The 24,153-nt window shown below is 66.7% G+C and carries 22 protein-coding genes and 1 riboswitch; of the genes, 11 read left to right on the top strand and 11 right to left on the bottom strand.

Features of this window, described 5'->3' with window-relative positions; translation table 11 throughout:
- Positions 1-22: 22 nt before the first annotated feature.
- The 5 genes from csrA to ACTHJF_RS06840 form a co-directional block, all read right to left on the bottom strand.
- Positions 23-229, bottom strand: coding sequence for a carbon storage regulator CsrA (gene csrA / locus ACTHJF_RS06860; protein WP_440266456.1), 207 nt, complete (start codon positions 227-229; stop codon positions 23-25).
- A gap of 258 nt (positions 230-487) precedes the next feature.
- Complete coding sequence (alaS, locus tag ACTHJF_RS06855; RefSeq protein WP_440266455.1) at positions 488-3,124, bottom strand: alanine--tRNA ligase; 2,637 nt, start codon at positions 3,122-3,124, stop codon at positions 488-490.
- Positions 3,125-3,207: 83 nt separating this feature from the next.
- Positions 3,208-3,693 carry a regulatory protein RecX gene (locus ACTHJF_RS06850; protein ID WP_440266454.1) on the bottom strand — a complete coding sequence of 162 codons (486 nt, stop codon included), beginning with the start codon at positions 3,691-3,693 and terminating at the stop codon, positions 3,208-3,210.
- Positions 3,694-3,727: 34 nt separating this feature from the next.
- Positions 3,728-4,765 (bottom strand): recombinase RecA, encoded by a 1,038-nt coding sequence (gene recA, locus ACTHJF_RS06845; RefSeq protein WP_431636957.1) that lies wholly within the window; start codon positions 4,763-4,765, stop codon positions 3,728-3,730.
- Between the two features lie 165 nt (positions 4,766-4,930).
- On the bottom strand, positions 4,931-5,440 hold the full coding sequence (locus tag ACTHJF_RS06840; RefSeq protein WP_440266453.1) for a CinA family protein: 510 nt from the start codon (positions 5,438-5,440) through the stop codon (positions 4,931-4,933).
- 92 nt (positions 5,441-5,532) lie between these two features.
- Between ACTHJF_RS06840 and mutS the strand changes: the two genes are divergently transcribed.
- Together mutS and katG are read left to right on the top strand one after the other, a co-directional pair.
- Positions 5,533-8,106 carry a DNA mismatch repair protein MutS gene (mutS, locus tag ACTHJF_RS06835; protein WP_440266452.1) on the top strand — a complete coding sequence of 858 codons (2,574 nt, stop codon included), beginning with the start codon at positions 5,533-5,535 and terminating at the stop codon, positions 8,104-8,106.
- A gap of 370 nt (positions 8,107-8,476) precedes the next feature.
- Complete coding sequence (gene katG, locus ACTHJF_RS06830; RefSeq protein ID WP_440266451.1) at positions 8,477-10,636, top strand: catalase/peroxidase HPI; 2,160 nt, start codon at positions 8,477-8,479, stop codon at positions 10,634-10,636.
- A gap of 133 nt (positions 10,637-10,769) precedes the next feature.
- Here katG and ACTHJF_RS06825 read toward each other — a convergent pair whose 3' ends face one another.
- From ACTHJF_RS06825 to ACTHJF_RS06815, 3 genes are all read right to left on the bottom strand, one after another.
- Complete coding sequence (locus ACTHJF_RS06825; protein ID WP_431636951.1) at positions 10,770-11,429, bottom strand: response regulator; 660 nt, start codon at positions 11,427-11,429, stop codon at positions 10,770-10,772.
- A 99-nt stretch (positions 11,430-11,528) separates the two neighbouring features.
- Positions 11,529-11,933, bottom strand: coding sequence for an RNA-binding S4 domain-containing protein (locus ACTHJF_RS06820; protein ID WP_440266450.1), 405 nt, complete (start codon positions 11,931-11,933; stop codon positions 11,529-11,531).
- Between the two features lie 2 nt (positions 11,934-11,935).
- Complete coding sequence (locus ACTHJF_RS06815; protein WP_440266449.1) at positions 11,936-12,838, bottom strand: AEC family transporter; 903 nt, start codon at positions 12,836-12,838, stop codon at positions 11,936-11,938.
- Between the two features lie 131 nt (positions 12,839-12,969).
- Between ACTHJF_RS06815 and ACTHJF_RS06810 the strand changes: the two genes are divergently transcribed.
- The 4 genes from ACTHJF_RS06810 (at position 12,970) to ACTHJF_RS06795 (ending at position 17,470) form a co-directional block, all read left to right on the top strand.
- Positions 12,970-14,103, top strand: a complete 1,134-nt coding sequence (locus ACTHJF_RS06810; protein ID WP_440266448.1) for a phosphotransferase enzyme family protein — start codon at positions 12,970-12,972, stop codon at positions 14,101-14,103.
- A 31-nt stretch (positions 14,104-14,134) separates the two neighbouring features.
- A riboswitch (TPP riboswitch) is annotated at positions 14,135-14,232 on the top strand.
- 62 nt (positions 14,233-14,294) lie between these two features.
- The gene (locus tag ACTHJF_RS06805) at positions 14,295-16,499 is read left to right on the top strand and encodes a TonB-dependent siderophore receptor (RefSeq protein ID WP_440266447.1); all 2,205 of its coding nucleotides are present in this window, start codon (positions 14,295-14,297) and stop codon (positions 16,497-16,499) included.
- Between the two features lie 2 nt (positions 16,500-16,501).
- Positions 16,502-17,074: a nicotinamide riboside transporter PnuC gene (pnuC, locus tag ACTHJF_RS06800; RefSeq protein ID WP_440266446.1), complete on the top strand. Its 573-nt coding sequence runs from the start codon at positions 16,502-16,504 to the stop codon at positions 17,072-17,074.
- A 63-nt stretch (positions 17,075-17,137) separates the two neighbouring features.
- Positions 17,138-17,470 carry a 2-hydroxyacyl-CoA dehydratase gene (locus tag ACTHJF_RS06795; RefSeq protein ID WP_440259320.1) on the top strand — a complete coding sequence of 111 codons (333 nt, stop codon included), beginning with the start codon at positions 17,138-17,140 and terminating at the stop codon, positions 17,468-17,470.
- A 4-nt stretch (positions 17,471-17,474) separates the two neighbouring features.
- Here the strand turns inward: ACTHJF_RS06795 and ACTHJF_RS06790 are convergent, their stop codons facing one another.
- Both ACTHJF_RS06790 and ACTHJF_RS06785 read right to left on the bottom strand, forming a co-directional pair.
- Positions 17,475-18,182: a response regulator gene (locus tag ACTHJF_RS06790; RefSeq protein WP_440266445.1), complete on the bottom strand. Its 708-nt coding sequence runs from the start codon at positions 18,180-18,182 to the stop codon at positions 17,475-17,477.
- Between the two features lie 72 nt (positions 18,183-18,254).
- Positions 18,255-20,129, bottom strand: a complete 1,875-nt coding sequence (locus ACTHJF_RS06785; protein WP_440266444.1) for a potassium transporter Kup — start codon at positions 20,127-20,129, stop codon at positions 18,255-18,257.
- A gap of 181 nt (positions 20,130-20,310) precedes the next feature.
- On the opposite strand from ACTHJF_RS06785, the gene ACTHJF_RS06780 reads away from it, so the two are divergent.
- Positions 20,311-20,997: an MOSC domain-containing protein gene (locus tag ACTHJF_RS06780; protein ID WP_440266443.1), complete on the top strand. Its 687-nt coding sequence runs from the start codon at positions 20,311-20,313 to the stop codon at positions 20,995-20,997.
- Positions 20,998-21,004: 7 nt separating this feature from the next.
- Here ACTHJF_RS06780 and ACTHJF_RS06775 read toward each other — a convergent pair whose 3' ends face one another.
- Positions 21,005-21,622: an MliC family protein gene (locus tag ACTHJF_RS06775; RefSeq protein WP_440266442.1), complete on the bottom strand. Its 618-nt coding sequence runs from the start codon at positions 21,620-21,622 to the stop codon at positions 21,005-21,007.
- A 525-nt stretch (positions 21,623-22,147) separates the two neighbouring features.
- Between ACTHJF_RS06775 and ACTHJF_RS06770 the strand changes: the two genes are divergently transcribed.
- The 4 genes from ACTHJF_RS06770 to ACTHJF_RS06755 all read left to right on the top strand — a co-directional run bounded on the left by ACTHJF_RS06770 (position 22,148) and on the right by ACTHJF_RS06755 (position 23,807).
- Positions 22,148-22,294, top strand: a complete 147-nt coding sequence (locus ACTHJF_RS06770; RefSeq protein ID WP_440266441.1) for a hypothetical protein — start codon at positions 22,148-22,150, stop codon at positions 22,292-22,294.
- A gap of 119 nt (positions 22,295-22,413) precedes the next feature.
- Positions 22,414-22,764, top strand: coding sequence for a hypothetical protein (locus tag ACTHJF_RS06765; protein ID WP_440266440.1), 351 nt, complete (start codon positions 22,414-22,416; stop codon positions 22,762-22,764).
- A 16-nt stretch (positions 22,765-22,780) separates the two neighbouring features.
- Positions 22,781-23,212: a hypothetical protein gene (locus ACTHJF_RS06760; RefSeq protein ID WP_440266439.1), complete on the top strand. Its 432-nt coding sequence runs from the start codon at positions 22,781-22,783 to the stop codon at positions 23,210-23,212.
- A 16-nt stretch (positions 23,213-23,228) separates the two neighbouring features.
- A complete protein-coding gene (locus tag ACTHJF_RS06755; RefSeq protein WP_440266438.1) occupies positions 23,229-23,807 on the top strand; it encodes a hypothetical protein in 579 nt (192 codons plus the stop codon).
- Positions 23,808-24,153 lie beyond the last annotated feature (346 nt).

Below are 24,153 nucleotides of genomic sequence, written 5' to 3'. Positions count from 1 at the left end.
GTCGAGGTAAAGCCTTGTGTGCTTATTCGGCGGTATTTTCGCCCGAGCCCACGGCGCCGGACTCGTTCTCGCCCTTGATCCGCTGATAGATTTCTTCGCGATGCACCGAGACGTTCTTGGGCGCATTGATGCCGATACGCACCTGGTTGCCCTTGACGCCGAGAACGGTGACGGTCACCTCGTCACCGATCATCAGGGTTTCACCGACCCGACGGGTCAGAATCAACATGATTTGCTACTCCATAGAATGGTGTGGTTACAGGCCATCTGACTGGCAAGACCTCACCCCTGAGTCTGCCAACAGTTCGACGACGGTTTCCGTCGAAGGCCTTTCCGCCTTCCCCGGCTTCAGCCAAGGCGAACAACTTGTCTTGGCAGGCAGTGCCACCGCAATCAGTGGCACCGGCAATCCATTGATACTATCCGAGCGCTGGTAAACCGCGCAATCGACTTTTGGCGGACAGTCGGGGCCGTTCAGGCCCCTAAATCAACCAGCCAAACGCGCACCCACCCATGCCGGCAACGCATCGAGCAAGAGGGGCAATTGCGGCGTGTCGCTGCCACCGCCCTGCGCCATATCGGGCCGGCCGCCACCCTTGCCATCGATCTGCACCGCCACGTGAGCCACAACGTCGCCTGCCTTGATCCGTCCCAGCGCCTTGCCGTGCACGCCGGCCACCAGGGAGGCGCGACCGTCCGCCGCACCCGCCAGCAGAATCACGCAGTCGCCGAGCTGTTGCTTCAACTGGTCGACGCTGTCGCGCAGGGCCTTGGCGTCGAGTCCTTCCAGTCGCGCAGCGACCACCTTGATCCCATCTACGTCCTGCGCCGCTCCGGCCAAATCAGCGGTGGCGGACCCGGCGGCCTTGGCCCGCAGCGATTCCAGCTCGCGCTCGAGCTTTTTCTGCTTGTCGAACAGCTGACGCAGCTTGTCCACGACCTCGTCGCCACTGCCGGAAAGCAATTGCGCCAGCTCACCCAGGCGACGCTCCTCGTCGGCGACATGAGCCAGCGCCCCGGCACCGGTGACCGCCTCGATGCGGCGTACACCCGAGGCCACGCCGGCCTCGCTGACGATCTTAAACAGGCCGATGTCACCGGTGCGGCCCACGTGCGTGCCACCGCACAGCTCGGTGGAGAAATCACCCATCTTGAGCACGCGCACCTCGTCGCCGTACTTCTCGCCGAACAGCGCCATGGCGCCGAAGGCGATCGCCTCGTCGTAGCCCATGTTGTGCACCTCAGCCGGTGCATTGCGGCGCACCTCAGCGTTTACCAGCGCCTCCACTTCGGCGAGTTCGTCGCGGCTCATCGGCTTGAAGTGGGCAAAGTCGAAGCGCAGCCGCTCCGGTGCCACCAGCGAGCCCTTCTGCGTGACGTGCTCACCAAGCACCTTGCGCAGCGCCGCGTGCAGCAGATGCGTGGCCGAATGGTTGAGCACGGTGGACTGGCGACGCGCCTCATCCACTTGCGCGCTGAGCGTGTCGCCGCGGCGCAGCGGCGACGTGCCGCGCCACGTGCCGGCATGGCCGAAGAACACGCCGCCCATCTTGAGCGTGTCCGACACCTCGAACGTCCCGCCCGGCGCGACCAGCGCGCCGGTGTCGCCCACCTGGCCGCCGGACTCGGCGTAGAACGGCGTGCGATCCAGGATCACCAGCCCCTCCTCGCCCTGCGCCAGCTGATCGAACTGCTTGCCGCCGCGCACGATGCCGACCACCTTCACCCCATCGGCGACGAGCGCGTCGTAGCCGAGGAACACGGTGGGCTTGAGCTCGCTGGCCAGGTCCGCCGGCATCAGCCCCTTGGCTTCGAACTTGCCCGCCGCACGGGCGCGTTCGCGCTGCTCGTTCATGGCCTGCTCGAAGCCGGCCATGTCCACTTCCATGCCGCGTTCGCGGGCGATGTCGGCAGTGAGGTCGACCGGGAAACCGTAGGTGTCGTACAGGCGGAACGCGTCGACGCCGGGAATGATCTTGCCGGCTTTGCCGGCCACCTCGTCGAACACCCGCATACCGTGCTCGAGCGTCTCGCCGAAGCGCTGCTCCTCGGTACGCAGTGCGTCTTCGATGAATGCCTGCTTCGACGCCAGCTCCGGATAGGCGTCGCCCATCTCCAGCACCAGCGGCGCGACCATCTTCCAGAAGAAGTCACCGCGCACGCCGAGCATCCAGCCGTGGCGCAGGGCGCGACGGATGATCCGTCGCAGCACGTAGCCGCGGCCCTCGTTGGACGGCAGCACGCCGTCGACGATCAGGAACGAGCAGGCGCGGATGTGGTCGGCGATCACCCGCAGCGATTTGTTGGCCAGGTCAGTGGTACCGGTGAACTCGCCGGCCTTGCGGATCAGGTGCTCGAACAGGTCGATCTCGTAGTTCGAATGCACGTGCTGCAGCACGGCGGCGAGACGTTCCAGGCCCATGCCGGTATCCACGCAGGGCGCCGGCAGCGGGCTCAGCGTGCCGTCCGGCGCGCGGTCGAACTGCATGAACACAAGGTTCCAGATTTCGATGTAGCGGTCGCCATCCTCGTCCGGCGAGCCGGGCGGACCACCGGCCACGTCGGGGCCATGGTCGTAGAAGATCTCGGTGCACGGACCGCATGGGCCGGTGTCGGCCATCTGCCAGAAGTTGTCCGAGGCGAACGGTGCGCCCTTGTTGTCGCCGATGCGCACGATGCGCTCGGCCGGCACGCCGACTTCCTTGTTCCAGATGTCGAAGGCCTCGTCATCGGTGTGGTAGACGGTGACCCACAGCTTGTCCGCCGGCAGCTTGAACACGTCGGTGAGCAGCTCCCACGCCCACACGATCGCCTCGCGCTTGAAGTAGTCGCCGAACGACCAGTTGCCCAGCATCTCGAAGAAGGTGTGGTGGCGCGCGGTATAGCCCACGGCGTCCAGGTCGTTGTGCTTGCCGCCGGCGCGCAGGCAGCGCTGCACGTCGGCCGCGCGCACATACGGCAACTTCTCGCTGCCCAGGAATACGTTCTTGAAGGGCACCATCCCGGAGTTGGTGAACAGCAGCGTCGGATCGCTGGACGGCACCAGCGAGGCGGACGGCACGATCGCATGGTCCTTGGCGCGGAAGAATTCGAGGAAGGCGGAGCGAATGTCAGCGGTTTTCATGCGGGCTTCTGGCGATGGGGCCATCGAAAAATCCGATGGCTGAAACAAGGCCACGCCGCGGCGACGCCGCGTCGACCGCACCCTCAGTCGTCGTCGGCGTCATCCACTTCGGCGTGGGTAACACTACGTACTGTGGCGGCGGAAAAGCCGCGACGCAAGAGGAACTGCGCCCGTTTGGTGCGCTCGGCGAAGTCCGCCGGGGCCTTGCCGCCGTAGCGTTTGCGCAGCTGCGCGGCGGCGCTGGCATGCCAGTCGACCTCGGCATCCTCCAGCAACTGGCGGGCGGTGGCGTCGTCCACGCCGTGGGTCTTCAGCTCCATCCGGATGCGCACCGGGCCGTAGCCCTGGCCGGCGCGATTGCGCACCAGCATGCAGGCGAAGCGCTCGTCGTCCTGGTAGCGCTGCTCGCCCAGGCGATCGAGTGCGGCATCGGCTTCGTCCGGCTCGTAGCCGCCCTGCCCCAGCTTGCGCTTGAGCTCGCGCCGGGACTGCTCCCGACGCGCCAACAGGCCCAGCGCCTTGTCATAGGCGCTGGGCTTGGGACGACCATTGTCGTTGCGCCGCTTCATCCGGATCGGGATGCCTGGCGCGGCTCACCCACCATCAGGCGTCGGCGTCGACCGCTTCTTCGGCGGAGGCCGGTGCGGCCTTGCCGCTCACCAGCAGTCGTGCGCGCAGCTGCTGGTCGATCTCATTGGCGATGGCCGGGTTGTCGCGCAGGAACTGGCGCACGTTCTCCTTGCCCTGGCCGATGCGGTCGCCGTTGTAGCTGTACCAGGCGCCGGATTTGTCGATCAGGTTCTCGCGCACGCCCAGCTCGATGATCTCGCCCTCGCGCGAGGTGCCCTCACCGTAGAGGATCTCGAACTCGGCCTGGCGGAACGGCGGCGCGACCTTGTTCTTGACCACCTTCACGCGGGTTTCCGAACCGATCACCTCGTCGCCCTTCTTCACCGCGCCGGTGCGGCGGATGTCCAGGCGTACCGAGGCGTAGAACTTCAGCGCGTTGCCGCCGGTGGTGGTCTCGGGGCTGCCGAACATCACGCCGATCTTCATGCGGATCTGGTTGATGAAGATCACCAGGGTGCCGGACTTCTTGATGTTGGCGGTGAGTTTGCGCAGCGCCTGGCTCATCAGGCGGGCGTGCAGACCCACGTGCGAGTCACCCATTTCGCCTTCGATTTCAGCCTTCGGCGTGAGCGCAGCGACCGAGTCGACCACCACCACGTCCACGGCGTTGGAGCGCACCAGCATGTCGGCGATCTCCAGCGCCTGCTCGCCGGTGTCCGGCTGGGAGATCAGCAGGTCGTCGAGGTTCACGCCCAGCTTCTCGGCGTAGGACGGATCGAGCGCGTGCTCGGCGTCGACGAAGGCTGCGGTGCCGCCGTTGCGCTGGCAGTTGGCGATGGCCTGCAGGGTGAGCGTGGTCTTGCCGGAGGACTCCGGACCGTAGATTTCGACGATGCGCCCGCGCGGCAGGCCGCCGATGCCCAGCGCGATGTCCAAGCCCAGCGAGCCGGTGGAGACGGTCTCAATGGCCTCGTTCACCCGGTCGCCCAGGCGCATCACCGCGCCCTTGCCGAACTGCTTCTCGATCTGGCCGAGGGCCGAAGCGAGCGCCTTGCGCTTGTTGTCATCCATCGTGGGGATCCTGCGGTAGCTGTGAAAAGAGGTGGCCGGATTGGCGAGCCTGCATGATGAGCCGTGGCGATCTCACGGGCTGCGATAGGCCGAAACGCGAGTATCCCATACCGGTCAAGCCGCCTCCGTGGGCGCGACAGCGCGCCATCGCCGGCCCGGGCCGGCTCAGGCTGTCAGCTCCTTGCCCAGGCCAGCGAGGGCCACGGCTACGGTCTGACGGCGGATGGCGTCGCGATCGCCCTGAAAATGGAACAGCCGCGCGTGGGCGTAACCGCCGCGGCGCTTCCAGCCGACCCACACGGTGCCGACCGGCTTGCCCTCGGTACCACCGGACGGTCCGGCGATGCCGGTCACCGCTACCGCCGCGCCAGCGCCGAAACGCGCCAGCGCGCCAGACACCATCTCCAGCACGGTCTCCTCGCTCACCGCGCCGGTGCGCTCGAGCGTGCGGGGATTGACCCCCAGCAGCGCCTCCTTCGCCTCGTAGCTGTAGGTGACCACGCCGGCATCGAACCAGGCCGAGCTGCCTGGCAAGTCGGTGAGCACCTTGGCAATGAAGCCGCCGGTGCACGATTCGGCCGTCACCAGCATCAGCTTGCGCTCGCGCATAAGCTCGGCAACGTCCTCGCCGAGCTGGCGCAGCTGCGCATCGGTAGGAACGGACGACGACTCCATGCGAGACTCCCGGGTTGAACGAAACGCCGCCTGCGGCGCGAAGCCCTCCGTTCTACCCGTTCCGCGCGACCGAGCCAAGACCCGCCCCACGCATGAACCACGACGATCTTTCCCAGCACACGCCGCTGATGCGCCAGTACCTGTCGGCCAAGGCGGCGCACCCCGACGTGCTGCTGTTCTTCCGCATGGGCGACTTCTACGAGCTGTTCTACGACGACGCCCGCAAGGCGGCGCGACTGCTCGATATCACGCTGACCCAGCGCGGCGCGTCGGCCGGAGCGCCGATTCCCATGGCCGGCGTGCCCTACCACGCGGTGGAGAACTACCTGGCGCGGCTGGTGAGGCTGGGCGAGTCGGTGGCGATTTGCGAGCAGATCGGCGACCCGGCGCTGGCCAAGGGCATCGTCGAGCGCAAGGTGGTGCGCATCGTCACGCCCGGTACGGTGACCGACGCCGCGCTGCTGGAGGAGCGCCGCGACAACCTGCTGCTGGCGATCGCCGCGGGAGCCGGCGGCGCCTACGGGCTGGCCTGGGTAGATCTTTCCAGCGGCCGTTTCCTGCTCAGCGAGGTGCCCACCGCCGAGGCGCTGGCCGCCGAGCTGGCGCGCCTGCAGCCGGCCGAGACGCTGATCGACGAAAACGTCGCCTGGCCCAAGCTGGTCAGCACCCTGCCCGGCCTACGCAAGCGCCCGCCGTGGCATTTCGACAGCGACGCCGCGCGGCGCGAATTGAACCGTTTCTTCGGCACCCGCGACCTCGGCGGGTTCGGCGTCGACAAGCTGCCGCTGGCCATCGCCGCCGCCGGCTGCCTGCTCGGCTACGTCGAGGAAACCCAGAAGAGCGCGCTGCCGCACCTGTCCGGCATGGCGGTGGAAAGCGCCAGCGAGACCATCGCGCTGGACGCCGCCACCCGCCGCAACCTGGAACTGGACACCCACCCCAGCGGCCGCAGCGAACACACCCTGCTCGGCGTGCTGGACGAAACCGTGACGCCGATGGGCGCACGAGCGCTGCGCCGCTGGCTGAATCGTCCGCTGCGCTCGCGCACGGTGCTTCGCCAGCGCCACCAGGCGATCGGCCTGCTGATCGACAGCCGCCGCCACCTGAGCCTGCGCGAGATGCTGCGCGGCATCGGCGACCTGGAACGCATCCTGGCCCGCGTGGCGCTGCGCTCGGCGCGCCCGCGCGATCTCTCTACCTTGCGCGACGGCCTCGCCGCCGCCCCCGAGCTGCGCGGCCAGATCGCCGCACTGGACAGCCCGTTGCTGCACGCGCTGGTCGAACGCATCGGCGACCACGCCGACACCGCCGCCTGGCTGGCCCGCGCGGTGGTCGCCCAGCCGCCAGCCCTGCAGCGCGACGGCGGCGTCATCGCCGACGGCTACGACGCCGAGCTGGACGAGCTGCGCCGCCTTTCCACCCACGCCGACCAGTACCTGGTGGAGCTGGAGGAACGCGAGAAAGTTGCCAGCGGCATCGCCACGCTCAAGGTCGGCTACAACCGCGTGCACGGCTACTACATCGAGATCAGCAAGGGCCAGTCGGACAAGGCGCCCACGCACTACACGCGCCGCCAGACCACCAAGAACGCCGAGCGCTACATCACCGAAGAGTTGAAGACCTTCGAGGACAAGGTGCTCTCGGCCAAGGAACGCTCGCTGATGCGCGAGCGTGCGCTGTACGAGGCACTGCTCGACCAGCTGATCGAACACCTCGAACCGCTGAAGTCCGCCGCCGCGGTGATCGCTGAGCTGGACGTGCTGGCCACCCTGGCCGAACGCGCCGAAACGCTTGACTGGGCCGAACCGGTGCTCACCGACGAGGCCGGCATCGCCATCGAACGCGGCCGCCATCCGGTGGTGGAAAAGGTGCGCGACGAACCGTTCGAGCCGAACGACCTGAAGCTCGACGACAGCCGCCGTATGCTGGTGATTACCGGCCCGAACATGGGCGGCAAGAGCACCTACATGCGACAGAACGCGCTGATCGTGCTGCTCGCCCACATCGGCAGCTACGTGCCGGCGAGTGCAGCCACGATCGGCCCGATCGACCGCATCTTCACCCGCATCGGCGCCGGCGACGATCTCTCGCGTGGCCAGTCCACTTTCATGGTGGAGATGAGCGAGACGGCCAACATCCTGCACAACGCCACCGAGCACAGCCTGGTGCTGATGGACGAGGTCGGCCGCGGCACCAGCACCAACGACGGCCTCGCGCTGGCGCGCGCCAGCGCGGTGCACCTGAGCACCCACTGCCGCGCCTGGACGTTGTTCGCCACGCACTATTTCGAGTTGACCGAGCTGGCCGGCGAGTACGCCGGCATCGCCAACGTGCATCTGGACGCGGTCGAGTACGGCGAGCAACTGGTGTTTATGCACGCGGTGAAGGACGGCCCGGCGAACCGCAGCTTCGGCCTGCAGGTGGCCGCGCTGGCCGGCCTGCCCAAGCCGGTGATCGCCGATGCGCGGCGCACGCTGGCGCAGCTGGAGAAAGGCATGCATCCCGGCGGCGCCACGGCGCGGCGCGAGGAGGCCTCGCCGCAACTGGGGTTGTTCGCCCCGCCCGCACCTTCGGCACTGGAGAAGCGCCTGGCCGACGTCGATCCCGACGCCCTCTCGCCGCGCGAAGCGCTGGAAGAGCTGTACCGGCTCAAGGCGCTCGGCTGATACCTGCCAGCACGCCGGCGCCGCGGCCCAGCCGCGCCGGCCGATCCGACGCACAAACGTTCTAGCCGGCCCGGCGCCCGGCTGCATAGCCTGTGGCTATCGATCGCATCGGAACAAACGAATTCCACCGCAGTACCCGGCGTTCTAACGTGATCCTGTCGTGAACGCGGTCAGTCTTGTCGCCCGCCGAAATGCACAGGCGGCGGCTTGGCCCGGTGGTCGCCGGGGCACGCTCATGACCGTCATCAAATGGTGCGTCCGCGCCTCCTGTCATCGTCGTGCGGGCAGCGCGGCACCGGCAGCCAGGGGCGCTGGCCGGACGGCACGCATCAACCGCTCAACGCGTATCAACGGCTCAGGGAGAACCATCATGTCCACCGAAGCAAAATGCCCGTTCAATCATGCCGGCAGCGGCACCACGAGCCGCGACTGGTGGCCCAACCAGCTCCGACTGGAACTGCTGAGCCAGCACTCGGAAAAGTCCAATCCCCTGGGCCAGGCGTTCAACTACCGTGAGCAGTTCGCCAAACTCGACTACGCCGCCCTCAAGCGCGACCTGCTCGCCCTGATGACCGACTCGCAGGACTGGTGGCCCGCCGATTTCGGCAACTACGCCGGCCTGATGATCCGCATGGCCTGGCACAGCGCCGGCACCTACCGCGTCGGCGACGGCCGCGGCGGCGCCGGACGTGGTCAGCAACGCTTTGCCCCGCTCAATTCGTGGCCCGACAACGGCAACCTGGACAAGGCACGCCGTCTGCTGTGGCCGGTCAAACAGAAGTACGGCCAGCAGATCTCCTGGGCCGACCTGATCGTGCTCGCCGGCAACGTCGCGCTGGAATCGGCCGGCTTCAAGCCGTTCGGTTTCGCCGGCGGGCGTGAGGACGTGTGGGAACCGGACCTGGATGTCACCTGGGGCAACGAGACCCAGTGGCTGGCCACCAGCGACACGCCCAACAGCCGCTATGCCGCCAGCAAGCCCGGCGAGCGCAACCTGGACAACCCGCTGGCCGCCGTGCAGATGGGCCTGATCTACGTGAACCCGGAAGGCCCGGACGGCAAGCCCGATCCGGTCGCAGCGGCGCACGACATCCGCGAGACCTTCGCGCGCATGGCGATGAACGACGAGGAGACCGTGGCGCTGATCGCCGGTGGCCACACCATCGGCAAGACGCACGGCGCAGGTCCAGCCACCCACGTGGGCATCGAGCCGGAAGGCTCGTCGCTCGAACAGCAGGGGTTCGGCTGGGCCAGCACCTACCAGAGCGGTACCGGCAAGGACGCGATCACCTCCGGTCTGGAAGTGACCTGGACGCGCACCCCGGTGAAGTGGAGCAACGACTACTTCAACTTCCTGTTCGACTTCGAATGGGAGCTGGAGAAGAGCCCGGCCGGCGCGCACCAGTGGGTGGCCAAGGGCGCCGAGGCGATCATCCCCGGCCCGACGCCGGATTCGCCGCCACGCCGTCCCACCATGCTCACCACCGACCTGTCGCTGCGCTTCGATCCGGCCTACGAAAAGATCTCGCGCAGGTTCCGCGACGATCCGCGGGCCTTTGCCGACGCCTACGCCCGCGCCTGGTTCAAGCTGACCCATCGCGACCTCGGTCCCAAGGCGCGCTATCTCGGCCCCGAAGTGCCAGCCGAAGACCTGCTGTGGCAAGACCCGCTGCCCGCCGCCACGCACCAGCCGACGGCGGCCGACATCGCCGATCTCAAGGCGAAGATCGCCGGCTCCGGGCTGAGTGTGTCGCAGCTGGTGTCGATCGCCTGGGCGTCGGCCTCGCCCTTCCGCGGCGGCGACAAGCGCGGTGGCGCCAACGGCGCGCGCATCCGCCTGGCCCCGCAGAGGGATTGGCCGGTCAACGCCGCAGCGGTCAAGGCGCTGCCGACGCTGGAGGCGATCCAGAAGGCATCCGGCAAGGCCTCGCTGGCCGACCTGATCGTGCTGGCCGGCGGCGTGGGCATCGAGATGGCGGCCAAGGCTGCCGGGCTCGATCTCACCGTGCCGTTCTCGCCCGGCCGGGTCGACGCCAGCGCCGAGCAGACCGACGTCGATTCGTTCAAGTACCTCGAACCGCTCGCCGACGGTTTTCGCAACTACGTCCGCCCCGGCGTACCGGCACCGGCCGAGCACCTGCTGGTGGACAAGGCCCAGTTGCTCACCCTCACCGCGCCGGAGATGACCTCCCTGGTGGGTGGCCTGCGCGTCCTGGGGGCGAACTTCGACGGCAGTCGGCATGGTGTGTTCACCGACCGCCCCGGGGTGCTCAGCAACGACTTCTTCGTCAACCTGCTGGACATGGCCACGGCGTGGAAGCCCACCGGCGACTATTTCGAGGGCCGCGACCGCAAGACCGGCGCGGTGAAATACACCGGCACGCGGGCCGACCTGGTGTTCGGCTCGAACGCGGTGCTGCGTGCGCTAGCCGAGGTCTACGCGAGCGCCGACGGGCGCGCGAAGTTCGTGCATGACTTCGTGACGGCCTGGACCAAGGTGATGAACCTGGATCGCTTCAACCTCGCCTGAGCCTGGCGTGCGGCCGCGAACGGCCGGGCGCGTCCTCCACGGTCGATGCACGAAACGAAAAGGCACAGGTGGCGACACCCGTGCCTTCTTCGTTGCTGCCGGTGTGGCGAGCGTGTTTATCCGATGACCGCGCTCAGCCCGGCTTGTCGGTGGTTGCGGGCTTGGCGAGCGGCGGCTCGGCATCGTCGTGCGGCTCCAGCAGCGGCCCGGTGATCACCGGGGGCACCATGTGTGGATCGTCGGCATCGGGCAGTGCTACGTCGGGAATTGCGTCGATTGTCTCCAGCGGTTCGGTCGGCAGATCCTGCGGCGGATCGAGCACCGGGTCGCGTGCGGGAAGCCTCCCCGCCTCCACCAGTTGCTGGATGCGCATGAACACTTCGGCCCGACCGAACGGCTTCTTCATGAAATCGTCGGCGCCAAAGCGCTGCACGTAGAACTGCTCGGTGGCCTGCAGGTTGCCGCTGATCATCACAATGGGGATGCCGTGCGTATCCGGCTCGCGCCGCAGTGCGCGCAGCACCGCGAAGCCGTTCATTCCCGGCATCACGATGTCCAGGAAGATCAGCTGTGGCTTTTCGCTACGCGCCAACGCCAGCGCGGACTCACCGTCGCCGGCCACGGAGACGGCATAGCCATCCTGTCGCAGCATCTTGCCGAGCACGGCACGGATCGTCGGCGAGTCGTCGACGACCAGCATGCGTGCACCACGGACGGCCTGGGTGCGCGGCAGATGCTGCCGACGCTCACCGCTACTGCCCAGCAAACGCTTGAACAGATCGAATCCGGACATGTCGCCCTCCCCTCATAAACCCCGCCGGTAGTCTCGGCCGTGCCGCGTTCCGGCGCAATCGGACGACGCATGCGATGCACGCGCAGTGTGCGCGTACGCTCAGATTTCGTCGTTGCCGCTGCTGTCCTTGAGCCGACGCAGCGCAGCGCGATCGTGCTTGCCCGGTCGTCCGGGCGGACGCACCGACGCGCCGACAAGGCGACGCTGCTCGCGCGCCACCTCACGGGCCAGCCGGCTGGCGTCGCTCTCGCGGTACAGCGCCTGGGCAACCGGTGCCGGACCGCGCTGCTCAGAGAGGCCGAGCACCTCCACCTCCATCGTTTCCTCGCCGCGACGCACGCTCAGCCGATCCCCAGGCCGCACGGCGCGCGCGGCCTTGCACGGTCCACCGTTGAATTCCACCGTGCCGCCGCCGACAGCCTGCTTGGCCAGGCTGCGCGTCTTGAAGAATCGCGCCGCCCAAAGCCAGACGTCCAGACGCACTTCCGCCAGTTCGGTCGTCATGGCTAACCGCCCATCAGCAGGTTGGCCAGTGGCACCGTGGCCAGCGACAGCACGATGCCGGCGCCCAGCACCGTGTTGGCCAGGCGCGGCTCCAGCTCGTACTGGTCGGCCAGGATCGCCGCGGAGATCATCGGCGCCATTGCGGCCTGCAGCACGCCCACCGAGAGCGTGAGGCCATCCACGCCCAGCGCCCGGCCCAATGCCCAGCCTGCCAGCGGCGCCAGCAGCAGCTTCCAGCCCAGCCCTGCCGACAGCGCACCAACCTGGTCGCGCTGCAGATGCAGCTTGAACTGCAGGCCCACCGAGAACAGCGCCAGCGGCGTCAGCGTTTGACCCAGTTGCAGGAACAGATGGTCGAGCACCGGGGGCCAGCCGCCGGCCATGCCCGCCACGATGCCAATCAGCAAGGCAATGAACGCGGGAAACGTGACGATGCGCCGCACTACCAGCGCTGCACTGGGCCGGCGGCCGGAGTACAGCGACGCCACCACGATGCCGCCAGCGGCGAGCAACGGAAAACAGCCCAGCTGGTCGGCCACCACCGCCAGCGCCAGCCCCGGCTTGCCGTGCATGGCCTCCACCATCGGATAACCCATGAACGAGGTGTTGCCCAGACCACACACCAGGGTCAGCGCGCCGACGCGCGCACGTGGCCAGTGCATCGCCCGCCCGAGTGAAGCAAACAGTGCCCACGCACCGAAGAACGTCACCCACATCGTCGCGACGGGGAACCAGGTGTGCCGATCGAACTGCACCCGCGGAATCATCGCCAGCACCAGCGCCGGCAGCGCCACGTTGAGCACCCACCAGTTCAGTCCCTGCACGATGCCGGCGGGCGGACGGGCGAAACGCGCCACCAGCGCACCGAGCACCAGACAGACGAACAGCAGCAGCAACGCACTCATCGAGGACAACACACGGCAACAGACGGGACTGACATTAGACGCGATGGCGCATGACCGCGAAAGCTGCCCGCGCAGCGCGCGGCGCGGCTTGCGCGATAATCGCCCGCTTGCCTTCCCGCGCGACCTCGACGATGACCGATTCCTCCCACCGCGTGCACGGCCTGGCCGGCGACGAGATTGCCGCGGACTGGCCCACCCTCACCGAGCACGAGGTGCGCGCCCTGCTGGCGGACATCCCTTCGCTTGCGTCGGCGCGGCAGATCCTCTGGCACAGTCCGCGTCCCCTGTCCGCGGCGTGCCTGGTGCACACCGCGGGTGGCACCGTGTTCGTCAAGCGCCACCACCGCCGCGTACGCAGTGGCGATGTCCTGCGCGAGGAGCATGCGTTCATCGCGCACCTGCAGCGCACCGGGTTGCCGCTTGCCCGGTTGTTTGCCGATGCGCATGGCGAGACGGCGATGGTGCGCGGCGACTGGGTGTACGAGGTGCACGCCCAGGCCGCCGGTGTCGACCTGTATCGCGAGGCGATCTCCTGGTCGCCGCCCGGCCGCGCCGCGCACGCCGCCAGCGCCGGCCGGATGCTCGCCCGCCTGCACGAGAGCGCAGAGGGATACGACGCACCCCAGCGCAACACGCACCGGCTGGTGGCGCGCAGCGAACTGATCACGGCAGCCGACCCCGTGCAGGCGCTCGCCGCGCAGCTGCACCAGCGCCCCGGCCTGGTCGACTACTTGCACAAACGCGACTGGCGCGGCGACCTCGCAGCGGTCTTCGCCCCCTGGCAGCACGCCCGGCCGGCGCTCGCCACCCAGCCGCGACTGTGGACGCACGGCGACTGGCACGTGTCCAATCTCTGCTGGAGCGGCGACCGTGATGACGCGACAGTGACCACCGTGCTCGACTTTGGCCTGTCCGCCGCCACCTTCGCGCTGTTCGATCTGGCCACCGCCATCGAGCGCAACGCGATCGCCTGGCTGGAGCTCGATCGCGGCGTGGCCGCCGTACATGCCGACATCGCGCTCGCGCTGATCGATGGCTATCGCCAGGTGCGCCCGCTGGAGCGTTCGGACGTCCATTTGCTCGCCGATCTGCTGCCGGTAGTGCACGTGGATTTCTCGCTGTCGGAGGTCGAGTACTTCCACGCCGTCACGCAGGACGCGCATGCCGCGGATGTCGCCTACGACACCTTCCTGCGCGGCCATGCCGCCTGGTTCTCCACGCCGCCTGGGCAGATCCTGCTGGACGCCATTCGCACCGCGGCCTGACGCAGCGACCGCATTTCGTGGTTCAATGCGCCCCTTGAAGCGGGGGTGCCCGGCGAAACGCCGGGCTGAGAGAGTCCCTTGGAACCTGATCCGGCTAGCACCGGCGTAGGGAGCTTGCAGCAGCATCGCGCACGTCCGTGCGCCGATGGTGCGCCGTCGCTTCGTCCTGCCCTTCTGAGACGACGACGACCATGACCCTCCTGCACCGCCATCCCCTCGCTGCCGCCCTCGTTTCCGCGCTGGCGCTCGCTGCGGCCGCGCCGTCGCGTGCGGCCGACGACGCAGCGCACGATCCCGCGCAGACCAAGCGCCTGGGTGCGGTGCAGGTGACCGCCACCACCGACAAGGGCTATCGCGCGGAGAGTGCGCAGGTGGACACCTTCGGCAGCTTCGGCAATGCGCCGCTGCACGACACGCCCGCGTCGGTCACGGTGATCACCCGCGACCAGATCGACGATCGCCAGCCCCGCACGCTCAGCGAGCTGGCCCGCGCCGACGCCGCGGTAGGCGACAACTACGCGCCGGTGGGCTACTACCAGGATCTGGCGATCCGGGGCTTCGTGCTCGACCTGGCCACCGCCTACCGCCTCAACGACATGACCATCAACGGCGAACAGCTCACGCCGCTGGAAGACAAGCAGCGGGTGGAGATCCTCAAGGGCCTGGGCGGGCTGGAGGCGGGCATCGTGGCGCCGGGCGGCCTGGTGAACTACGTCAGCAAGCGACCGGCCGAAGTGCGCACCGCCACGCTTGGAACCGACTCGCACGGCTCACGCTACGCCGCGGTGGACGTGGGCGGATGGCTCAGCCCCACGTTCGGAGTGCGCGTGAACGCCGCGCATGAAAACATCCACTCCTACGTGCAGCACACGCCCGGCCGCCGCAGCTTCCTGTCGCTGGCCGCGGACTGGAAGATCAGCGAGCGCGCCACACTGGAGCTGGACAGCAACTACCAGACCAGCGGCCAGCGCTCGGTCTCCGGCTACCAGCTGCTCGGCGGCACCACGATTCCGGCGCACCCGAGCAACACGCGCCTGCTCGGCTACGAGCCGTGGCAGCAGCCGGTGGGCATCCATTCCAGCAACACCACGGCCCGTCTCAACTACCGCTTCAGCGACCAGTGGAGCGCGCAACTCTCGGCCAGCCACAGCCACACGGTCATCAACGACAACGTGGCCTTCGCCTACGGCTGCTTCTACGCGCCGCAGTGCGCCACTGGTGACTATCCCGGGCAGTTCTTCGCCCCCAACGGCGACTACGACATCTACGATTTCCGCAGCCCCGGCGACACCCGCCAGAACGACGAAGTGCGCGCCGTGCTCAAGGGCGGCTTCGACACCGGCAGCCTCAGCCACGAGATGACTCTGGGCGCCAGCGCGTTCCGCCGCACGCTGGACCAGCGCCCCTACGTGTACGACTACGTCGGCACCGGCAACATCGACCAGGTCGACCCGCCCTACTTCGCGCCCTCGCCGAACCAGCCGGGCGCCTCCGCGCGCACCTTCACCAGCTGGCAGCGCGCGCTGTTCGCGCTGGATCGCGTGCACTTCGGCACGCAGTGGCAGTTGCTGGCGGGCGCCCGCTTCGTGCGGCTGGACGAGCGCGCCTACGACGACACCGGCCTCGTGCTGGAACGCCACACGCGCCTGAGCAAGACCCTGCCGCAGGCGGCGCTTTTGTGGCAGCCGAGTGCCCCGCTCACGGTGTATGCCAGCTACAGCGAGAACCTGTCGCGGGGCGCCGAGGCGCCCTACTGGACCACCAATGGCGGCGCGATCCTGGCGCCCGTGCACTCGCGCCAGGTCGAGGCCGGCGTGAAGTACGAGTGGAGCGATGCGCTCAGCTTGCAGGGGGCGCTGTACCGCATCCGCCAGCCTTATCAGTACGCGCAGCCGGACAGCTCGACCTACGGCTTCACCTTCGTCCAGCACGGCCAGCAGGTGCATACCGGACTGGAGCTTCAAGCCGCCGGACGGGTGAACGACAGGCTGCGTCTCACCGCCAGCGTCAATCTGATCCAGGCCCGCGCGCACGACACCGGCACACCCGCCTACGAAGGCCACCAGATCGTCAACGTGCCGCGTCTGCGTTCGGCCCTCTATCTGGACTACCGCCTGCCGGTGGCGGCCAATATCGGCCTGCTAGGTGGCTGGCGCTATGCCAGTGCCAACCCGGCCACGCCGGACGGTCGCGCCCGCGTGCCGGCGTACAACGTGTTTGACGCCGGCCTGCGTTACACCACCGACTGGGGCGGCCACGCGATGACCTGGCACCTGAGCGTGGATAACCTGTTCAACCGCTTCTACTGGCGCGACACCGGCAGTACCGGCGGAGACAGCTATCTGTTTCCCGGCTCACCGCGACTGGCGCGGCTGTCGGTCACGGTCGGGTTCTGAAGATGACCCTGGTCGAGCTGGTCGGGGCGTTGATCAGTGCGTGGGCGGTGTGGCTTACCGCCCAGCGCCGTCCGTGGTGCTGGCCGGTGGGACTGGTCTCGGTGCTGGTCTACGGCGGCATCTTCGTCGATGCGAAGCTGTATTCCGACGCCTTGCTCCAGCTGGCCTTCGCCGGGCTCATCGTCTACGGCTGGCGTCGCTGGCTGCGCCATCTGGGCGACGACGGCCGCGTGCAGGTGGCGCCGCTGCCGTTCGCGGCGGCGGCGGCACACACGGCTATCGGCGTGGCGGGCGCGCTGGCGCTGGGCTACGTGATGCACCGCTGGACCGATGCCGCCTTGCCGTGGCTGGACGCCGCCCTCACCAGCTTCAGCCTGGTGGCGCAGTGGTGGCAGGGCCGACGGCATATCGCCGCCTGGTGGCTGTGGATCACCGTCGACGTGATCTACGTGGGGGAATACGTCTACAAGCACCTGCTGATCACCTCGGTGCTGTATGCCGGGTTCATCGTGCTGGCGGCGATGGGTCTGCGCGCATGGCGACAGGCCGCGCCGGCGGCCGTGGTGGCACCGTGAAGCCACAGCAGACGGGGCGCCATGCGAAGATGGTGCTCCTCCTCAGCCACCTAGCTTGACCCCATGAGCAGTTACGATTTCCGCCAGTTCCAGGCCGAGCTGGCCGCGCTGGATGCGGCCAAGGCGAAAGACAAGCCCGCCGAGGCACCGCCCCCCGCAGCGCCCGCGCCCACACCGGCTGCCCCGAAAAAGCGCGGCCGGCCCAGCACCAAGGCCGCCGAGGCGGAGCGGCTGGCCCGCGTGCGTGAGGAGTTCCTGGCGCTGCGCGCTCGGCACAACCTGACGGTGGCCGACGTGGTGGCGTTCTTCCCGGAGGAGGAAGGCGTGGCCTATCTGCAGTCGCTGCTGGCTCAGCCGCAGCCGCGGCGGCGCCGGCGCAAGGCCGACGCCGAATAAGCCCTCAGTCAGGCTCGCCTGTCAGGAAGCGATAACCCACGCCCGGCTCGGTCTTGAGCCAGCGCGGCGCGGCCGGATCGTCGCCCAGCTTCTGCCGCAGCCGCCCGACGACGATACGCAGGTAGTGGGTGTCCTGTACGTGGGTGGCGCCCCAAACCTCGCGCAGCAGCTGCTGCTGACTGACCACCCGCCCGGCATGACGCAGCAGCAGCGCCAGCACGGCGTACTCCTTGCGGGTAAGCGCCACGGGGGCACCGTCCAGCTGCACCTCGCGACGCATCTGGTCGATCACCAGGTGACCGTCGTCGTAGCGCGGCGACGCCTCGGTGCTGGCAGCCGCGACGCGGCTGCGCAGCAACACCCGCAGACGGGCCATCAGCTCCTGGATGCCGAACGGCTTGGTTACGTAATCGTTGGCGCCGTGATCGAGCGCCTGCACCTTCTGGCTCTCCGAGTCGCGCACGGACAGCATCATCACCGGCACGCTGCTCCACTGGCGCAGCTCGGCCAGCACTTCGTGCCCCTCGCGGTCGGGCAGGCCGATGTCCAGGATGATCAGGTCCGGCGATTGGGTGGCCGCGAGCGCCAGTCCTTCCGCCGCCGTGGCGGCCTGCAGCACCTGGTAGCCCTCGGCACGCAGCCCGATGTCGAGGAAGCGGCGGATCTGCGCCTCGTCGTCGATCACCAGCACACGGGGGGCCGAGCTAGTCATGGATGGAACTCCAGCAGGTGAGCCGGGCGGCACGAGATCGATCGTGCTGGCACGACGCTCGGCGGGCAAGGCCTAGATTTCTACCTGCGCTCCCAGCTCGATCAGCCGGTTGCCGGGAATCTGGAAGAATGCGGTGGCGGGCATCGCGTTGCGCGCCATCAGCACGAACAGCTTCTCCCGCCACAGCGCCATGCCACGGCGGCGGGTGCCGGCCACCACGCTCTCGCGCGACACGAAGAACGTAGTGTCCATCATGTCGAACGTGATGCCGCTGCGGCCGGCCTGGGCCAGGCGGGCCGGCACGTCCGGATCCTCGGCAAAGCCGAAGCGCAGGCGCAGGCGCCCGAAGCCGCCGTCCAGCGCCGTCCACTCGATCTGCTCGTCGGCCTCGGCCAGCGGGGTTTCCAGCGTTTCCACCGTCAGCAGCACGTTGCGCTCGTGCAACACCTTGTTGTGCTTGAGGTTGTGCAGCAGCGCGTGCGGCACCGTGTTGGCGTTGCCGGTGAGGAACACGGCCGTGCCGGCCACACGCACCGGCGGGTGCTCGATCATGTTGACGATGAATGGCGCAATGGCCAGCCCGCCCTGCTGGATCTCGCGCACCACCAGTTCGCGTCCGCGGCGCCAGGTCGTCATCAGCAGGAACACCACCAGGCCCAGGGCCAGAGGGAACCAGCCGCCGGACTCGATCTTGATGATGTTGGCGCTGAAGAAACCCAGATCTACCGTGAGCAGGCCCAGCCCGGTCGCCAGCACCGCCGGCACGCTCCAGCCCCACTGCCAACGCGCCACGATCAGCGCGAGCAGCGTGGTGATCACCATCGTGCCGGTCACTGCGATGCCATAGGCCGAGCCGAGGTTGTCCGACGAGCGGAAGCCGACCACGGCCAGCACGATCAGCACCAACAGCGCGCGGTTGATCCACGGCACGAAGACCTGGCCGGACATCTCATGCGAGGTGTGCATCACCTGCATACGTGGCACGTAGCCCAGTTGCATCGCCTCCCGGGTCATTGAGAAAGCACCCGAGATCACCGCCTGCGAAGCAATCACCGCGGCCGCCGTAGCCAGCGCGATCATCGGATAAAGCAGCGCGCGCGGCACCAGGTGGTAGAACGGATTGGCGATGGCGCCCGGGTCGTGCAGGATCAGTGCGCCCTGCCCGAAATAGTTCAGCACCAACGCCGGCAGCACGAAGTTGAACCATGCGAGGCGGATAGGCCCCTTGCCGAAATGGCCCATGTCGGCATACAGCGCCTCGGTGCCAGTCACGGCGAGCACCACGGCGCCCAGCGCAAAAAACGCCTCGGCATGGTTGTGCGTGAAGAACGCCACGCCGTACGTCGGCAACAGTGCGTAGAGCACCGTCGGGTGCCGCGCGATACCAAGCACGCCCAACGCGGCAATACTCACGAACCACACCGCACAGACCGGGCCGAATACCGCGCCGATACGCTCCGTGCCGCGCTTCTGCACCCAGCACAGGGCCAGGATCACGCCCACGGTGATCGGCACCACGTAGTGTTCCAGGTGCGGCGCGGCCACCTTCAGCCCCTCCACCGCCGACAGCACCGACATGGCCGGGGTGATCACGCCGTCGCCGTAGAACAACGCCGCGCCAAAGATGCCCAGCACGGCGATGGCCAGACGCAGCCGCGGCAGGTCGCGCGCACTGCGCTGGGCCAGCGCCATCAGCGCCATGATGCCGCCTTCGCCCTTGTTGTCCGCGCGCATGATGAACAGCAGATACTTCACCGACACCACGAGGATCAGCGACCAGAACACCAGGCTCAACGCACCGAGCACGTTGTCATGCGAGGCCGGCACACCGTGCGGGCCGAATACTTCCTTGAGCGTGTACAGCGGGCTGGTGCCGATGTCCCCATAGACCACGCCGACGGCGCCCAGGGCCAAGGCCGCTACGCGCCGTTTCGATGAAGCTTGCATTGCGAAGACTCCCGGCGACGGTGGCACCGTCGCTTCACGCCACGCCCGCACCACCCGGTGCCGGGTTGTCGTGGCAAGGCGCGCATTGTGCGGAAATCGGCAGGCGAAAAGAACGAAAATCGGCGCGGATGCATAAAATCTTCGTAAAAATTTTTACGCCCTGCGACATCATGGACCGCCCTTGAGCGCAAGAACCCACGACATGCCGATGACCCTCGCCACCATCAGCGTCGCGCTGCCCCAGGCCATCGCGCATGGCGCCGGCACGGTGCAGACCGGCATCTTCAAGCGTCCGGTCAGTGGCGCGGTCCGCGTTCACGCGGCACAGCTCGACGGCGACGGACAGGCCGACCTCGTGCATCACGGCGGACAGGACAAGGCCGTGTATGCCTACAGCCTGGAGCACTACGCCTGGTGGCAGGAGACGCTCGGCATCGACGCGGCGTTTGCGCATGGTCAGTTCGGCGAGAACCTCACCGTGGCCGGGCTTGACGAGGCGACCTTGTACCTGGGCGACACGCTCGCCATCGGCAGCGCCCGTTTCGTGGTCACCCAGCCGCGCGTGCCGTGCTTCAAGCTCGGGCTGCGCTTCGGCAATCCGGCCATGCCACGGCTGTTTGCCGGGTCCCTGCGCAGCGGCGCCTACCTGCGCGTGTTGCAGCAAGGCACGATCCGTGCCGGCGATGCCGTGAACGTGGTGGATTCGCCAACCGAGAAGATCAGCATCCGCGACCTGTTTGCGGCCTATCTCGCACCGAACGATCCAGCCGCCACGACCCTGCTGCGCCGGGCGCTGACGGTGCCGGCCTTGTCCGGGGAATGGCGACGGCAGATCGCGCAGCGCCTGGAGCGGCGCGCGGCGACGTGATCCGGCCTCAGCCGTCCTTTCGGCGACAGCTCATTGCCGGTGCCTGGTAACCCCAGGTCACGCGGGCCTCGCCACCTTTGTCCCAGAACGTCTCGTTGGGCCCGGCATAACGCGCACCGCTGGCCGAAGGTTGCTGGAACATCAGCACGCTGCGGTCGCCGCGTTCCACGATCGCCGCGGCCGGATCGGTGGCATAGAACGTCGCCACCAGTTCGTCGCTCGCACTGCCGTTGCAGGCATAGGCAAACGGTCCACGACCTGCCACCAACGCGTAGCGCGCCTGCAGTTCGGCGATGCGCTGGCGATAGCTGTCCTGCACGCAGGCATGCAGGTCCGCGCTCTTCCAGCAATCGTCACGCCCCTTGATCCAGCCTCGCTGCTCGGCCTTCAGCACCGGCGGATGCTGGTTGGCTGACTTGGCGAGCGCCGCGGCATAGACGCTCGCCATCCGCCGATCGAGCACTGTCAAGCCAGAATCGCTGCAGATGAGCTTTTGCACCGAGCCGTTGGCGCGCTGACAGTCGAAGCTGGGTGTGGCCGCTTCAGCCGCCGCGGCGGCGCCTGGCCGACCGGAGAGCGCGGCCAGTCCCCAGCTAAAGGCGATGCAGAAAGACAACGTGCGCATGATCGTTCTCCCTCCAGGGCGCGGACAGCAAGGCCTGACTGGGCGCGACGGCGCGCCCGCAAACCCAAGCATCATCCTGGCCGCCCCTGCAGAACAAGCCCTGCCACCGACATATCGATGCATGTCTGGAGACCACGCCAAGCCACAAACAAAAAAAACGCGCCGGAGCGCGGTTCTTCAGGTGTTTCCCGGATTCTCGATGAGAGTCCCCGAAACGCTATGTGGTGCCCAAGGGGGGACTCGAACTTCAAAGATGGCAAGGATTCCAGGCAGCCTACCGCAAAGCTACCGCCAACGTTACCGCCACAACTGCACGACATGGCCAGCGCCCCACGCCAGCAGCACCAGCTGCCCAAGCGCGCCACACGCCGCCTAACCGCACCATGTTGCCCCTCTGGTCACAAGGCCCGTGCAGCACGCCGTGGAGGCCTTGCGCGAGGGCACTAGCCGGCACTGTCTCAAGGGTTGAGACATGGGCCGTGGATAATGGAGCCGCCCAATGCCGGGCAAGCAAAGGAACAGGTCATGTCCAGTAAGAAAGGGCCACCGAACTTCCGTGATTCTGGCAGCGGCAAGTTCGTCACGGAGAAGTACGCCAAGACGCATCCGAAGACGACGGAGGAAGAGCACAACCGGCCGCCGCCGAAAGGGCCGCCGCCGAAGAAAAAGTAGCGACCAGGCCCTCGCATACGCGAGGGCTTTTTTCTACACGCCTTCACCTGGTGGCACCTGACCCTCGATAGGTGAATACTTACGGCATGCCTTCGATGAGGGCGGCAACAGGGGACAGCATGAAGATTCTTGTGGGCATCGCACTCGTGTGCGCGCTTGCCGGGTGCAGCACGTACCAGGCACACAGCAACTTGCCGACGCTTTATGCGCCGACTAACGCGAACCAAGTCCAAATCCTCTACTCGCCACCGCAGCGCGCGTACACCTCCATCGGCATCGTCTCCGCCAACCGCTACAAGCCTGGCTGGACTGACCCCACGGTTAGCGACGCCATCCCGCAGCTACAGGCAGCAGGTGCGGAGATTGGCGCGGATGCGGTGATCGTGCGCAGTGACCGCAGCAATAACGACAGGCATGTCGTGGTTGAGGGAGAGGCGATTAAGTTCACTAGCAACACGGGTGTGCACTAACTCCAAGGGAGAATTCATGTCAGCAGATTTTGCTACAGCCTTGGTGACAGCAGGTGGCGCTACCGTTTTGGCAGTCGTCACCTATAGCTTGACTAAGAAGCGCGAAAGAGAAGCCGATGTGCGAAAAGAGCGCTTGGCTTACTACAAGGAATTTGTCGCAAGTCTCAGCGGCATCATTGCCGGCGAAGATACTCCCGAAGGGCAAAGGACTTTCGCGCGAGCGTGCAACAACCTCAATTTGATCGCGCCGCAACCTGTCATTCATGCGCTACAGGCGTTCCAGCACGAAACTAGGCGAAGCCGTCCAAGCCCAAGCCGGGAACGCCACGATCTGCTTTTATCTCGACTACTGTATGAAATGCGAAAAGACTTGGGTGTGTGGCCTAAAGATAGTCGGGATTTTCAAGTTGGCCTATGGGCCTCCGGTGTAAAAGATTCGACGCCATAGGAAAGGGCTGACACGCATGGGTCTCCACATTAGCTCAATATCGAGCCTCCCTTTGTCAGAGGAAAGGGAGTACTACATCTATGTCCTTGACTACTACAACTGGGACGAACCCATATCAAATTCACTCCAAAGTAATGCGGAAAAAATTGCCTCATTTTGCGCGGCAAACAATGCCGTGATGATAAAGGGGCTTCCGGACAGCCATTTTTATTCGGAAGTGCTTTCATGGGTAAAGATCGACGGGCAAGATCCGTATTTGATTCTCCCGGCGTTACTGATCACTACAGCTCACCCCAAATACTTCATTGATGCGAACGAAAGATTGCCAGATGGTGAAATCGAAGATTCTCTTATTTTTCTTAAGGTAAGGGATTTATGCAAGACTCCCTCTGACGTGATTCAGCTTCTAGAGAAGATTTTTGTCGATATTAGAATGCATAAGAAAATACGCGACTTTGCTATTACGAAAGAACTTCGTGCGAAAGAGCATGGCGCCTTGGTCGATGCGCTAATCCTTGAGCCAAACATCGGCGGCGTTGGGATAGACATTAAAAAGCTTGCTTCATGGATTGCGTCACGAACCAAGCGTCACTAACCAACCGTCCGCTTGTAACTTACCGGAGCCAACATGCCTCTAAGGGAAGTAATCGACCAAAACTGCCCGCTATGCGGTGCGCCGGCAGACTATTGCCTTGTTGATTCCGACAAATGCAAGTACTTCGATTGTCCGAATTGTTCGCTTTTTCAAATATCGCTGCGGGCCGAGAAGGTCATTCTTGGCGCCCCACAACAGTGGCGGGATAGCTACGCACAGAAAGCGAAGCAGGCTCCAGATGAGCATGCGTTGGTTATTCGCGTGCCGCCTGCATCTCAGGAACCAGGCGTAGCAAGCGCCGCCCTATCGGGCAAGTTCGTGCTTAGGTCAAAACTGCCGCAGTGAT

The sequence above is a fragment of the Dyella sp. genome, assembly GCF_051962475.1.
Taxonomy (GTDB): domain Bacteria; phylum Pseudomonadota; class Gammaproteobacteria; order Xanthomonadales; family Rhodanobacteraceae; genus Dyella_A.
The sequence above is the reverse complement of the archived record's forward strand: the minus strand, read 5'-3'. Positions and strand labels throughout refer to the sequence as shown.

What these genes read in the sequence shown, in the direction of transcription:
- csrA (WP_440266456.1), bottom strand. Translation starts at nt 229, where the DNA reads ATGTTGATTCTGACCCGTCGGGTCGGTGAAACCCTGATGATCGGTGAC.
- alaS (WP_440266455.1), bottom strand. Translation starts at nt 3,124, where the DNA reads ATGAAAACCGCTGACATTCGCTCCGCCTTCCTCGAATTCTTCCGCGCC.
- ACTHJF_RS06850 (WP_440266454.1), bottom strand. Translation starts at nt 3,693, where the DNA reads ATGAAGCGGCGCAACGACAATGGTCGTCCCAAGCCCAGCGCCTATGAC.
- recA (WP_431636957.1), bottom strand. Translation starts at nt 4,765, where the DNA reads ATGGATGACAACAAGCGCAAGGCGCTCGCTTCGGCCCTCGGCCAGATC.
- ACTHJF_RS06840 (WP_440266453.1), bottom strand. Translation starts at nt 5,440, where the DNA reads ATGGAGTCGTCGTCCGTTCCTACCGATGCGCAGCTGCGCCAGCTCGGC.
- mutS (WP_440266452.1), top strand. Translation starts at nt 5,533, where the DNA reads ATGAACCACGACGATCTTTCCCAGCACACGCCGCTGATGCGCCAGTAC.
- katG (WP_440266451.1), top strand. Translation starts at nt 8,477, where the DNA reads ATGTCCACCGAAGCAAAATGCCCGTTCAATCATGCCGGCAGCGGCACC.
- ACTHJF_RS06825 (WP_431636951.1), bottom strand. Translation starts at nt 11,429, where the DNA reads ATGTCCGGATTCGATCTGTTCAAGCGTTTGCTGGGCAGTAGCGGTGAG.
- ACTHJF_RS06820 (WP_440266450.1), bottom strand. Translation starts at nt 11,933, where the DNA reads ATGACGACCGAACTGGCGGAAGTGCGTCTGGACGTCTGGCTTTGGGCG.
- ACTHJF_RS06815 (WP_440266449.1), bottom strand. Translation starts at nt 12,838, where the DNA reads ATGAGTGCGTTGCTGCTGCTGTTCGTCTGTCTGGTGCTCGGTGCGCTG.
- ACTHJF_RS06810 (WP_440266448.1), top strand. Translation starts at nt 12,970, where the DNA reads ATGACCGATTCCTCCCACCGCGTGCACGGCCTGGCCGGCGACGAGATT.
- ACTHJF_RS06805 (WP_440266447.1), top strand. Translation starts at nt 14,295, where the DNA reads ATGACCCTCCTGCACCGCCATCCCCTCGCTGCCGCCCTCGTTTCCGCG.
- pnuC (WP_440266446.1), top strand. Translation starts at nt 16,502, where the DNA reads ATGACCCTGGTCGAGCTGGTCGGGGCGTTGATCAGTGCGTGGGCGGTG.
- ACTHJF_RS06795 (WP_440259320.1), top strand. Translation starts at nt 17,138, where the DNA reads ATGAGCAGTTACGATTTCCGCCAGTTCCAGGCCGAGCTGGCCGCGCTG.
- ACTHJF_RS06790 (WP_440266445.1), bottom strand. Translation starts at nt 18,182, where the DNA reads ATGACTAGCTCGGCCCCCCGTGTGCTGGTGATCGACGACGAGGCGCAG.
- ACTHJF_RS06785 (WP_440266444.1), bottom strand. Translation starts at nt 20,129, where the DNA reads ATGCAAGCTTCATCGAAACGGCGCGTAGCGGCCTTGGCCCTGGGCGCC.
- ACTHJF_RS06775 (WP_440266442.1), bottom strand. Translation starts at nt 21,622, where the DNA reads ATGCGCACGTTGTCTTTCTGCATCGCCTTTAGCTGGGGACTGGCCGCG.
- ACTHJF_RS06770 (WP_440266441.1), top strand. Translation starts at nt 22,148, where the DNA reads ATGTCCAGTAAGAAAGGGCCACCGAACTTCCGTGATTCTGGCAGCGGC.
- ACTHJF_RS06765 (WP_440266440.1), top strand. Translation starts at nt 22,414, where the DNA reads ATGAAGATTCTTGTGGGCATCGCACTCGTGTGCGCGCTTGCCGGGTGC.
- ACTHJF_RS06760 (WP_440266439.1), top strand. Translation starts at nt 22,781, where the DNA reads ATGTCAGCAGATTTTGCTACAGCCTTGGTGACAGCAGGTGGCGCTACC.
- ACTHJF_RS06755 (WP_440266438.1), top strand. Translation starts at nt 23,229, where the DNA reads ATGGGTCTCCACATTAGCTCAATATCGAGCCTCCCTTTGTCAGAGGAA.